Below are 12,280 nucleotides of genomic sequence, written 5' to 3'. Positions count from 1 at the left end.
ACTTCGCCACGGGCGTACAGACCTTCACACTCAACGGCAGCGGCGGCGGTACGCTTGCGACCGCTTCAGGCCAGACCAACTCGTCGATCAACGCCTCCGGCCAGCTCAAGATCTCGACCGGCGTCAACGCCGATCTGTCGATCACCGGCACCGGTAACGCGCTGTCCGCGCTCGGTCTCGCCGGCAACACTGGTACGTCCTCGGCGTTCACCGCGGCCCGTACCTCCGGCACCGGCGGCATCAACGGCAAGACTTTGACCTTCACCTCCTTCAACGGCGGCACGGCGGTCAACGTCACGTTCGGCGACGGCGCCAACGGCACGGTCAAGACGCTCGATCAGCTTAACACGCAGCTCCAGGCCAACAACCTGTCTGCCACGATCGACGCCAACGGTCTGCTCACCATCACCGCGACCAACGACTACGCGTCCTCGACGCTTGGTTCGTCGACGGCGGGTGGTGCGATCGGGGGCACGTTGACGACCGCGCTGACGTTCTCGACCGCTTCGAGCCCGGTCGCGGACAGCGTTGCCCAGACGGCGCGTGCCAATCTGGTCAACCAGTACAACAACATCCTGAACCAGATCGATTCGACTTCGCAGGACTCCTCGTTCAACGGCGTCAACCTGTTGAACGGCGACCAGCTCAAGCTGGTGTTCGACGAGACCGGCAAGTCGAGCCTGAACATCACGGGCGTGACCTACAACTCCAAGGGTCTGGGCCTTGCTGCGCTGACCAGCGGTGTCGACTTCATCGACAACGCCGCGACCAACAAGGTGCTGACCAACCTGAACACTGCGTCGAGCACGCTGCGTTCGGAAGCTTCGGCACTCGGTTCGAACCTGACCATCGTGCAGGTGCGTCAGGACTTCAACAAGAACCTGATCAACGTGCTGCAGACCGGTTCGTCCAACCTGACGCTGGCCGACACCAACGTCGAAGCGGCCAACAGCCAGGCGCTGTCGACCCGCCAGTCGATCGCGGTCTCCGCGCTGTCGCTGGCCAACCAGTCGCAGCAGAGCGTGCTGCAGCTCCTCCGCTAATCAGCGGAAGACATCGCAAGCAGGATAGGGCGGCGGAGCTTCGGCTCCGCCGCTTTCTTTTTGCTTGCCGCGAGGGATTTGATCCTCGCTCAGTCTTCGAAAAAGTAACCACCGGTTATGGTTAATGGAGCGTAAGCGTAGAAAATCGCCAATGTTTTCAAGTTGATTGTCGGCCCGCGCCAATGTTGTCCGCCGGTTTATGCTGAACTGACGCTTGTGCAGGTTAGACCCGTTTCACCCTTTGTTAGCCGTGTCCGCGCAGGCTGTGCGCGTCACTCGATCCGAAGCGATCGAACGAAGACGCGTAAACCAGAAGGGTAAGAGTTATGTCCGGTATTGTTCTCTCTGCGTCGGTTCGCCAGAACCTGCTCTCTCTCCAGTCCACCGCCGACCTCCTCGCCACCACACAGAACCGTCTGTCGACCGGCAAGAGCGTCAACTCGGCCCTGGACAATCCCACCAACTTCTTCACGGCCCAGTCGCTCGACAACCGCGCCAGCGACATCAACAATCTGCTCGATGGCATCGCCAACGGCGTGCAGGTGCTGCAGGCTGCTAACACCGGCTTGACGTCACTCCAGAAGCTGATCGACTCCGCGAAGTCGATCGCCAACCAGGCGCTTCAGACCACTGTCGGCTATTCCTCGAAGTCCAGCGTCTCGACCACGATCGCCGGTGCGACGGCCGCCGACCTGCGCGGTACGACCAGCTTCGCCAGCGCAGTTGCGAACAGCAACGTGCTCTACAGCGGTGCAGCGGGCGGCGTGACCGCCGCGACTTCCGGCGCAACGCTGGGCGGCATCCAGGGCACGGATACGGGCACCGTCATCAACGCTGCGACGACCGGTGCGAGCCTGCTGAACGGCACGGCGACCGCTGGCGACGCCAACGCCGGCGTTGCCGCGGGCGACACGCTGACCGTCAACGGCAAGACCGTCACTTTCGCTGCCGGTGACGTGCCCACGACGACTCCGACCGGTCTGACCCGTGTTGCTGCGACCGGTATCACGACTGGCAACGTCTACACCGACACCAGCGGCAACGTGACGGTCTATCTCGGCTCGGCCACCAAGGCTGCGGTGGGTGATGTCCTGACTGCGATCGACCTCGCCAGCGGCGTGCAGAGCAACGTTGCCGGCACCCTGACGGTCAACAGCAGCCAGACCATCTCGTCGGTCAACGGCAGCGGTGCGCTCGTGCTTAAGAGCACGAACGGCTCGGATCTGACCGTGACGGGCAAGGCCGACATCCTGAACAAACTTGGCCTGACCACCGCGACCGGCGCCGGCAACGTCTCCGCCACGGCGGCCCGCACCACCAGCTCGGCGACGGTGTCCTCGCTGGTCACATCGGGTTCGACCCTGAACGTCGATGGCCATGTCATCACCTTCAAGGACGCACCGACGCCTTCGGCGGCTTCGCTCGGTGCCACCCTGGGTGTGTCGGGCAACGTCGTCACCGACGGCGACGGCAACTCGACGGTCTATCTGCAGAGCGGCACGATCGCCGACGTGCTGAAAGCGATCGACTTCGCCACGGGTGTGCAGACTTTCACGCTGAACGGCAGCGGCAGCGGTACGCTCGCGACCGCGGCGGGGCAGACCGCTTCGTCGATCAACACCTCCGGCCAACTCAAGATCTCGACCGGCGTCAATGCCGATCTGTCGATCACCGGTACCGGCAATGCCCTGTCGGTGTTCGGTCTCGCCGGTAACACCGGGACGGCCTCCGCGTTCACTGCTGCTCGTACTTCCGGTATCGGCGGCATCGCCGGCAAGACGCTGACCTTCACAGCCTTCAATGGTGGCACGGCGGTCAACGTCACATTCGGCGACGGCACCAATGGCACGGTCAAGACGCTCGATCAGCTCAACTCGCAGCTCCAGGCCAACAACCTGGCCGCGACGATCGACGCCAATGGTCAACTCACCATTACCGCCTCCAACGACTACGCGTCTTCGACGATCGGCTCGGCGACGGCTGGCGGCGCTATCGGCGGTACGATCACCAGCACGTTGACGTTCACGACCGCTTCCACACCGGTCCAGGACGTGGTGGCTCAGTCGACCCGCGCAAATCTGGTGTCGCAGTACAACAACATCCTGAACCAGATCGACACCACCTCGGTCGACTCCTCGTTCAACGGTGTCAATCTCTTGAACGGCGACCAGCTCAAGCTGGTGTTCGACGAGACCGGCAAGTCAAGCCTGAACATCACGGGCGTGACCTACAACTCCAAGGGTCTGGGTCTCGCCTCGCTGACCGTCGGCGTCGACTTCATCGACAACGCCGCGACCAACAGGGTGCTGACCAACCTGAACGCTGCGTCGAGCACGCTGCGCTCGGAAGCCTCGGCTCTCGGTTCGAACCTCTCGGTCGTGCAGATCCGTCAGGACTTCAACAAGAACCTGATCAACGTGCTGCAGACCGGCTCGTCCAACCTGACCCTGGCCGACACCAACGTCGAGGCGGCCAACAGCCAGGCGCTGTCGACCCGCCAGTCGATCGCTGTCTCCGCGCTGTCACTGGCCAACACGTCCCAGCAGAGCGTGCTTCAGCTTCTCCGGTAGTAACCGACGGAAATCACGAGGAAAATTGCGGCGGCGGGGCTTCGGCTCCGCCGCTCTTTGTTGCGCGCAAATGGTGCAGAGCCAGGGAAGAGCACGCTAACCGGGTATTAACCTTACCTCTTAAGTGGCCGTTAACCATACTTTAAAGGACAGCCCCTAAAACTGGACAAAAGCCCGCTTCCAGATCGGCGCGGCCGATTCGTATCCGGTTCAAGAGGAAGACTCGCCAATGTCCAACATCGTTCTCTCGGCGTCAGTTCGCCAGAACCTGTTGTCGCTGCAGTCGACGGCCGACCTGCTGGCCACGACGCAGCAGCGGCTGGCGACGGGCAAGAAGGTCAATACCGCTCTCGACAATCCGACCAACTTCTTCACCGCGCAGGGGTTGGACAACCGGGCGAGCGACATCAGCAACCTGCTCGACGGCATCAACAACGGCGTGCAGGTTCTGCAGGCGGCTAACACCGGCATCACCTCGCTGCAGAAGCTGATCGACTCTGCGAAGTCGATTGCCAATCAGGCGCTCCAGACCACCGTCGGCTACTCCACTAAATCCAACGTCTCGACCACGATTCCCGGCGCGACGCCGGCCGACCTGCGCGGCACGACCTCCTATGCGAGCGCGACCGCCAACAGCAACGTGCTCTACACCGGCGCGCCCGGCGGCGTGACGCCGGTAACGTCGGGCGCTGCACTCGGCGCATCACTCGGTTCGAGCGCGGGCACATTGACCGGCTCCGCCGCCAAAGCCGCCGACGGCACCACCGCGCTCGGTGGTACCAACACGCTGATCGGCGCCACCGCATCCACGACATTCGGTGCGTCGCCGGCGGACGGCGACTCGATCACCGTCAACGGCAAGACCATTACCTTCCGCACCGGCGGCGCTCCGACGACGGAGCCGACCGGCTGGGGTCTCGATGCCAGCGGCCATATCGCCACCGACGGCAATGGCAACTCCATCGTTTACATGGGCACGACCGCTGCGCCGACCGGCACGGTCAATGACCTCTTGAGCGCGATCGACCTCGCCAGCGGCGTCAAGAGCGCGGCGATCAGCGCAGGCGCTGCGACCATCTCTGTCAGCGGTTCGGCCGGCCCAGTCGGCACTCTTCAGACGGCATCGTCTATCGCGGCGGGCGTAGTCACGCTGAAGAGCTCGACCGGCGCCGATCTGAATGTGACAGGCAAGGCCGACTTCCTCAACGCTCTCGGCCTGACCTTGGCGACCGGCGCGGGTAACGCCAGTGTGAGCGCGAACCGGCAGACCACCGCCGGCTCGCTCGGGACCTTGGTCCAGGATGGCTCGACGCTGAACGTGGACGGCCACATCATCACTTTCAAGAACGCGCAGACGCCGCAATCGGCGGCGGGCGTGACCTCCGGCGGCGTCAATGGCAACATCGTCACCGACGGCAACGGAAACTCGACGGTCTATCTCCAGAGCGCGACGCTGACCGACCTGCTCAATTCAATTGACCTTGCCACCGGCGTGAAGACCGCCAGCATCTTCAACGGTGCGGCGTCTCTCTCGACCACCGCGGGCCAGATCCCGTCGTCGGTGAACACCAGCGGCCAGTTGGCGCTCTCGACCGGCATCAACGCCGACCTTTCGATCACCGGCACCGGCAACGCGCTCAGTGCGTTTGGCCTCAGCGGCAACACGGGAACGGCGACCGCTTTCAGCGCAGCGCGCACCTCGGGCGTCGGCGGCATCAGCGGCAAGACGCTGACCTTCACTTCCTTCAACGGCGGCACGCCGGTCAACGTCACCTTCGGTGACGGCACCAACGGGACCGTCAAGACGCTGGACCAGCTCAACGCGCAGCTTCAGGCGAATCACCTGACGGCGACGATCGATGCCAACGGCGTGCTCACCGTTACCACCGTCAACGAATACGCCTCTTCGACCCTCGGTTCGACGACCGCCGGTGGCGCGGTCGGCGGTACGATCACCGGCGTACTGGCCTTCACCACCGCTCAACCGCCGGTCCAGGATCCCGTCGCGCAGACGGCGCGCTCCAATCTGGTCAACCAGTTCAACAACATCCTGGCGCAGATCGATACGACGTCGCAGGACTCCTCGTTCAACGGTGTCAACCTGCTAAACGGCGATACGCTGAAGCTCGTCTTCAACGAGACCGGAAGCTCCACGCTCGGCATCAACGGCGTGGTGTTCAATGCGGCGGGCCTCGGCCTCAGCAACCTCGTCAACGGCGTCGACTTCATCGACAATGGCGCCACCAACAGGGTGCTGGCGAGCCTCAACGCAGCCTCGAGCACGCTGCGGTCGGAAGGCTCCGCGCTCGGTTCGAACCTCTCGATCGTGCAGGTGCGTCAGGACTTCTCCAAGAACCTGATCAACGTGCTGCAGACCGGTTCGTCCAACCTGACGCTCGCCGACACCAACGAGGAGGCGGCCAACAGCCAGGCGCTATCGACCAGACAGTCGATCGCGGTCTCCGCGCTATCGCTGGCCAACCAGTCGCAGCAGAGCGTGCTCCAGCTGCTCCGCTAATTTCGCGATGCAGGATCGCCATTCGAGATTTCGCGGCGGGGCTGATGCTCCGCCGTTCATGTGAGGGAGATCGCTAAGACAAGATTAGCTCAGATCGACACGCGTCACGCGGAGCGAGTTTACACCGTGTGTGCGTGCATCTAACGTTGCGCTGACGAAGAGCTCTGTGACCCGTAATTCTCCGGAGTGCTTCCAAGCACACACGTAAGCAAATCTTAAGCGGTGCTGCCTAGGGTTGGGAAAGAAATCCTTAAGCGCGTTCAACGCGCTAGGTAACCTCCAGGGTGTGATTGATGTCGAATTCCGCTGCCTCGGCCTACGCGCGTGTTGCAACGACCACAGCATCTCCTCGCGACATCGAAGCGCAGACCCTGCTCAAGGCCGCGAACAAGCTCCAGGATGCAGTGAACAACGCCGATCCGTTCAGCGAGCAGACCATGCAGGCCCTGATGTTCAACCGCAAGCTCTGGACCATCTTCTTGAGCGAGGCGATGCGCGACAACAATCCGCAGCCGATCGACGTCCGGCAGAAGATCGCGAACATCAGCGTGTTCGTGCTGAGCCAGACCGCCGCGCTGCAGATGAGCCCGCAGTTCGATCACTTCCGTCCGCTGATCGAGATCAACCGGAACATCGCTGCTGGTCTGTCCGGGCGGCCGTGACGGAAGCTCTCAGCGCAGCGATGCCTCTCAACATCAGCGGCTGCTGATCTATCTCGATACTGCCGTAACGCCGCTTAACGGCTGATCGTCAGGCGCTGCGGTCGGTGCTGAGCGGGCGCGAGGGTTCGGACTTCAGATCCAGCGCATGGAAATAGGCCCGCCGGCGCAGCATCGCTTCATCAGGGAACTGGTTGACCACCGCGTCGGTCCTCTCGTTGACGACCTGGAAGACGAAGGATGCGGCTGCCTGGTCGAACACGACCTGACGCGAGACGTTCTCGTGGTTCGGCAAATCATTGCGCACGGGCGCGCCCGTATCGCTCGCGGCGACCGTCTGGCTCACCGGCAAATCAGTTTGCACAGCCTCGTTCGCCGCCGCGTTCGACGTCGTTACGATCTGCACGGGGGCCGGGATCCCCACCGGCCGGATGCTGAAATCTGTACTCATGGCAGCCTCCTGGTTGCCTTACTTGAGTCAAATCCCAACCCCTCTAATCGCGCAAGCATGGAACACCAGGCCTGAAGACCCGGTAAGGAAACGTGCCTAACCGCGCGACGACATCGCCGTGCGGTTTTTTATAAAATTGTCTCTTGTTATTGCGGGCGCTCAGAGCGAGCGGCTGACCGCGAGCGGCGTGATGTGGCGCGGGCCGGGGGCCGCGCGACGACCGGCGGCGGTATAGGTGTTCGGCACGTTGCGCTTTTGGATCTCGGCATTGACGCCGCGCACGACACTCTCGGACACGGCGTGTGCGGTGGCGAGCACGGTGAGGTTGACCTGAAGCATCGCGCGGAACGCATCGTGGTGGCGATGCAGCGTCGAGAGCAGCTCGGGCGCGGATTTCGCGAGCTGGACCTGGTTCGCCTTCAGCTGGCTGACGGCGCCGACATAGTTTCGCGACAGCTCCTGCTTCTTGCCCTCGAGCGTCATCGCCTCGTGGACCTTGCCGGCGCGCACGAGCTCGGTCTCGCGCTCGATCAGTCCGAGCAGGGCGCTCATCGCATCCATCAGGTTCTCCGCGAGCTTGCGGGCCTCGGCGCTGCCGGGCGCAATATTCGGACGCTGCGCTTGCATCGGCTGACGTGAGGCGTTGAAATGGTTCATCTCGTTTGACCTTATGCCGTGCGGATCGTTTTCGCCTGCTGCATGATCAGGGTGCGGTAGACTTCGTTGGCGATGCCGACGCCGCCGGCCTTGGCGAAGTTCTTGGAATATTGCTCCGTCAGCATCGAGCGCCACACCCCGGTGCCGGGCGTGTCGCCGAACGGGCCTTCGCCCTTCAGGCCGGAGGTCATCTGCGAGAACATGCTGTTGAGGAACATCGCCTCGAAATCGGTGGCGGTCTTCTGCGCCTTGGCCTGCTGTTGCGGCGAGACCTTTTGCAGGGCGCTCGCGAGCTCGAAGTCCGGCCGGCCGTTGCGGCTCTCGACCGAGAAGGCCGAAGAGGTGGCGACGCGCGGGGTGTTGATCGTACCGGTCTGCATCACATCACCTCGATGTCGGCTTCGATCGCACCGGCGGCCTTGATCGCCTGGAGGATGCTGATCATGTCGCGGGGACCGATGCCGAGGCCGTTGAGGCCGTCGACGAGCTGCTGGAGCGACACGCCGTCCTTAACCACGGCCAGCTTCTTGCCGTCCTCGGTGACAGTGACGGCGCTGCGTGGCGCGACCACGGTCCGTCCCCGCGACAACGGGTTGGGCTGGCTCACCTGCGGGCTCTCGGAGATCGTGACGGTGAGGTTGCCTTGCGCGACCGCGACGGTGGCGACGCGGACGTCACGGCCCATCACGATGATGCCGCTCCGCTCGTCGATGATGATCTTGGCGGCGAGATCGGGATCGACCTGGAGCTGCTCGATCTCGGTGAGAAAGGCGACGACGTTGCCCTTGAACTCCGGCGGGATCGACAGCTGCACCGTCGAGGGGTCGATCGGCTCGGCGGTCTTGACGCCGAGATAGTCGTTAACGGCGGCCGCAATGCGCTTGGCGGTGGTGAAGTCGGCATTGCGCAGCGCCAGGCGCACGTTTGGCAGGCGATTGAGCGCGAACTCGATCTCGCGCTCGATGATGGCGCCGTTGGCAATGCGCCCCACGGTCGGCACGCCGCGCACGATTTTTGCCGCTTCGCCCTCGGCCTGGAAGCCGGAGATCGCGAGCGAGCCTTGTGCGACTGCATAGACGTTGCCGTCGGCACCTAACAGGGGCGTCACGAGCAGGGTCCCGCCCTGCAGGTTCTTGGCATCGCCGAGCGCTGAGACGGTGACGTCCATGCGCGTACCCTGTGTGGCAAACGCCGGCAGATTGCCCGTCACCATCACGGCGGCGACGTTGCCGGTGCGGATGGTAGCGCCGCGGATGTTGACGCCCATGCGCTCGAGCATCGCTTGCAGCGACTGCTTGGTGAACGGGATGTTGTTGAGCGTGTCGCCGGTGCCGTTGAGGCCGACGACGAGGCCGTAGCCGATGAGCTGGTTCTGCCGCACGCCCTCGATGTTGGCGAGGTCCTTGATGCGCGATGTCGCGCTTGCAGGCGTGACCGAGAGCGCCAGCGCTGACAGCGCGGCACAGGCCACCCCAACAATCCTCACCCAACGAACGCCTGGCATCCTCTGCTCCCCAAGGCTCCTAAAAAAGGCTCCTCAAATCGAAGGACCGGCTGCGACACTCCCATGACGAGCTGGTCCGGCGCTTTCCTTGCGAGTGCCGTGCCAACCCGGAGCAGCGAGGGTAGGTGGCTGAATAGGTTGAATAAATCTGTTTCGATCGGTGTCAGCCGACGTTCGCCCTGAGGAGCGAAACTGCCGCCTGTCGGCAGATTTTGCCGAGCCGTTTACGCGCCGTTAACCATAAAACGGCGAAGGTGAGGCATCGATCACCCGGATTGCTGCGATGCGCATCTACGGACCGAACGGCACCACGCTTGGAGCGCCGGCCAGCCAGGCCAGGCGGACGGGCTCCGGCACCTTCGTCCTGCCCGACACCTCGTCGGCGCAGGAGACGCGGAGTGCTGCCGCGCCGAAAGCCGCCGCCAACATCGATGCGCTGCTTGCACTGCAAGGCGTCGAGGAGGATCCGGTCGCGCGCCGCAAGCGCTCGGTCGCCCGCGGCAGGACCGCGCTCGACGTGCTCGACGATCTCAAGATGGGGCTCCTGTCCGGCAATCTCGACGCGTCGACCGTGATGCGGCTGCGCGACGCTGCGGCGAACCTCAAATCGTCGTCGGGCGATCCCGGACTTGATTCCGTGCTCTCAGAGATCGAGTTGCGCGTCGAGGTGGAGCTCGCCAAGGCCGGGCAGGGGTAGTCAGGCATCGCGCGCTGTCATCGCCCGCGAAGGCGGGCGATCCAGTATTCCAGAGACAGTCCTTGTTGAATCGAGAGGCCGTGGCGTACTGGATGCCTCGGTCAAGCGGGGCATGACAGCGGAGTTTTGGGGGCGCGGAATGCGCTCCTGCGAGAGCTCCTACGCCGCTTCCTCCTTCTGCTGTGCGTCGTAGCGGCGCTGGGCGGCGAGCACGTCCTTCAAATTCTGCTCGGCCCAATCGCGCAGGGGATCGACCGCCGCCGCCAGAGTCAGCCCGAGCTGCGTGATCGAATATTCCACCGTGACAGGCACGGTCGCGATGGCGCGGCGCCTGATCAGGCCGTCGCGTTCGAGCGATTTGAGAACCTGACTCAGCATCTTCTGTGAAATGCCCTCGATCGTGCGGCGCAATTGATTGAAGCGCATCGGCTCCTCGCGCAGCAGCAAGAGAATCAGCACCGCCCATTTGTCGCCGACGCGATCGAGGATCTGGCGCGTCGGACAGTTCGCTGCATAGACGTCGGGTTTCATCGTCGGTCCTCGGATTCCGTTCTGGTCATTTGCGAATAGGCATGTCGGTTACTCCAGCGTTATCAGGTAAGCACAAAGTGCTCTCTTAACACCAGCATTCTTTGCGATATCTAGTAACCGTTAGTTACTATAGAAGCAAAGGAGCCTTCCATGAAAATTGCAGTCGCCGGCGCCTCGGGCCGGGCCGGGTCGGAAATCACCAAGGAACTATCCCGTCGCGGCCATAGCGTCACCGCCATTGCCCGCAACCCGGAAAAGATCGCGGCCCTGCCGAACGTCACGCCCACCAAGGGCGACGTGCTCGATCAGGCGGGCCTCGCCAAGCTGTGGGCCGGGCACGACGTCGCCGTGAGTTCCGTGCACTTCCTGGCCAGCGATCCGCTCAAGCTGATCGGCGCGGCGAAAGACTCCAAGGTGAGCCGTTACCTCGTCGTCGGTGGCGCTGGCAGCCTCGAGGTCGCACCGGGCGTGAAGCTGGTGACGACTCCCGGATTTCCCGCCCAGTACAAGGCCGAGGCCGAGAAGGGTTCCGCCTTCCTGGACCTGTTGCGACAGGAAAAGGACCTGAACTGGACCTTCATTTCCCCGTCGGCGCTGTTCGTCGAGGGCGAGCGGACGGGCAAGTTCCGGATCGGGACCGACCAGCTTCTCGCAGATGCGAACGGCAAGAGCTGGATCACCTTCGCCGACTACGCCATTGCGCTCGCCGACGAGATCGAGCGGCCGGCCCATCTGAGGCAGCGTTTCACGGTCGGTTACTGAGCCGGCAGCCATCCCCGGGTCTTTGCGGATAAACGTTCTTGTGCAAGGACTTGGGAGTGGCCCCCGAGCGATCAGGGAAATATTGTCTGTCATAGGAGGCCGCTATATAAGGCCCCGCTCAACGGACCTCGTTCCGTTTGCGAGTCGTTGCTTAGACAGATAGGCCGCCCTTGGAAAAGTTGAAAAACTACCGACCGACCGACAAAGAGCCTTTCATGAACGACCGGCAGAAGGAGTACTTCCGTCTGAAGCTCCTTGCCTGGAAGGATGAGATCCTCAAAGAGTCCAAGCTCACCCTGCAAGCCCTGCAGGAGGAGAACGTGAACCACCCCGATCTCGCCGATCGGGCTTCGTCCGAAACCGACCGTGCCATCGAACTCCGCGCCCGCGACCGCCAGCGCAAGTTGATCGCCAAGATCGACGCCGCGCTTCAGCGAATCGAGGACAACACCTATGGCTATTGCGAGGAAACCGGCGAGCCGATCTCGTTGAAGCGGCTCGAGGCCCGGCCCATCGCGACGCTCTCGGTGGAAGCGCAGGAGCGCCACGAGAAGCGCGAGAAGGTCTATCGCGACGAATAGAGCCCGAGCCGCAGAGTTGCGGCTCTTTGTTTTTGGAGGCAAGGCGCCTTTGGGCGTCGGGGTCGGCGTTTTGCCTGTCGCATGAAAGCCGCGCGCTTCAATGCGCGGGCGCAATCGCGAAAAGTGAATCGCGATCAACGCTCTAGACTCGATTCCTCCGGGCTCACGTGAAGTTCGGATGAGAAACAGCCTTCACCTCAGGTGCGGGAGGTTTTGCGAGTCGCATCAACGAGATCGACTCGGATGTTGAGGCGTTGATCCAGCAGCATCAAGCATCGCTGTAATCACGCTTCGAGCGCCGGTCGCG

General features: G+C 63.1%; 12 protein-coding genes. 7 read left to right on the top strand and 5 right to left on the bottom strand.

The genetic code is table 11. From position 1 onward, the window contains the following. The 4 genes from BLV07_RS41380 to flaF all read left to right on the top strand — a co-directional run. A partial coding sequence (locus BLV07_RS41380; protein WP_143035678.1) for a DUF1522 domain-containing protein occupies positions 1-1,043 on the top strand: 1,043 nt, incomplete at its 5' end. Positions 1,044-1,369: 326 nt separating this feature from the next. Further along, positions 1,370-3,613 carry a DUF1522 domain-containing protein gene (locus BLV07_RS41375; protein WP_091898042.1) on the top strand — a complete coding sequence of 748 codons (2,244 nt, stop codon included), beginning with the start codon at positions 1,370-1,372 and terminating at the stop codon, positions 3,611-3,613. A gap of 229 nt (positions 3,614-3,842) precedes the next feature. Next, positions 3,843-6,131, top strand: coding sequence for a DUF1522 domain-containing protein (locus tag BLV07_RS41370; protein ID WP_091898040.1), 2,289 nt, complete (start codon positions 3,843-3,845; stop codon positions 6,129-6,131). A 293-nt stretch (positions 6,132-6,424) separates the two neighbouring features. Continuing rightward, the gene (gene flaF / locus BLV07_RS41365) at positions 6,425-6,793 is read left to right on the top strand and encodes a flagellar biosynthesis regulator FlaF (protein ID WP_091898038.1); all 369 of its coding nucleotides are present in this window, start codon (positions 6,425-6,427) and stop codon (positions 6,791-6,793) included. Positions 6,794-6,881: 88 nt separating this feature from the next. On the opposite strand, the gene BLV07_RS41360 is transcribed toward flaF, so the two are convergent. The 4 genes from BLV07_RS41360 to BLV07_RS41345 all read right to left on the bottom strand — a co-directional run bounded on the left by BLV07_RS41360 (position 6,882) and on the right by BLV07_RS41345 (position 9,402). Continuing rightward, positions 6,882-7,241, bottom strand: coding sequence for a hypothetical protein (locus BLV07_RS41360; RefSeq protein ID WP_091898036.1), 360 nt, complete (start codon positions 7,239-7,241; stop codon positions 6,882-6,884). 159 nt (positions 7,242-7,400) lie between these two features. Continuing rightward, positions 7,401-7,898, bottom strand: a complete 498-nt coding sequence (locus BLV07_RS41355; protein ID WP_091898034.1) for a hypothetical protein — start codon at positions 7,896-7,898, stop codon at positions 7,401-7,403. A gap of 11 nt (positions 7,899-7,909) precedes the next feature. Then, positions 7,910-8,278: a flagellar assembly peptidoglycan hydrolase FlgJ gene (gene flgJ / locus BLV07_RS41350; RefSeq protein WP_164939106.1), complete on the bottom strand. Its 369-nt coding sequence runs from the start codon at positions 8,276-8,278 to the stop codon at positions 7,910-7,912. Beyond that, positions 8,278-9,402, bottom strand: coding sequence for a flagellar basal body P-ring protein FlgI (locus tag BLV07_RS41345; RefSeq protein ID WP_091898030.1), 1,125 nt, complete (start codon positions 9,400-9,402; stop codon positions 8,278-8,280). The genes flgJ and BLV07_RS41345 overlap by 1 nt, the downstream gene beginning before the upstream one ends. 283 nt (positions 9,403-9,685) lie before the next feature. On the opposite strand from BLV07_RS41345, the gene BLV07_RS41340 reads away from it, so the two are divergent. Beyond that, positions 9,686-10,099 (top strand): flagellar assembly protein FliX, encoded by a 414-nt coding sequence (locus tag BLV07_RS41340; RefSeq protein ID WP_091898028.1) that lies wholly within the window; start codon positions 9,686-9,688, stop codon positions 10,097-10,099. Positions 10,100-10,258: 159 nt separating this feature from the next. Here the strand turns inward: BLV07_RS41340 and BLV07_RS41335 are convergent, their stop codons facing one another. After that, positions 10,259-10,630, bottom strand: a complete 372-nt coding sequence (locus BLV07_RS41335) for a winged helix-turn-helix transcriptional regulator (RefSeq protein ID WP_091898026.1) — start codon at positions 10,628-10,630, stop codon at positions 10,259-10,261. Between the two features lie 150 nt (positions 10,631-10,780). On the opposite strand from BLV07_RS41335, the gene BLV07_RS41330 reads away from it, so the two are divergent. Together BLV07_RS41330 and dksA are read left to right on the top strand one after the other, a co-directional pair. After that, a complete protein-coding gene (locus tag BLV07_RS41330) occupies positions 10,781-11,392 on the top strand; it encodes an NAD(P)-dependent oxidoreductase (protein WP_091898024.1) in 612 nt (203 codons plus the stop codon). Positions 11,393-11,607: 215 nt separating this feature from the next. After that, positions 11,608-11,973 (top strand): RNA polymerase-binding protein DksA, encoded by a 366-nt coding sequence (gene dksA, locus BLV07_RS41325; RefSeq protein ID WP_085966600.1) that lies wholly within the window; start codon positions 11,608-11,610, stop codon positions 11,971-11,973. The last annotated feature ends 307 nt before the right edge of the window (positions 11,974-12,280 follow it).

This window comes from Bradyrhizobium sp. Rc2d, from assembly GCF_900099855.1.
GTDB lineage: Bacteria > Pseudomonadota > Alphaproteobacteria > Rhizobiales > Xanthobacteraceae > Bradyrhizobium.
Note: the sequence above shows the minus strand (reverse complement) of the source record. Positions and strands in the feature narration are given on the sequence as shown.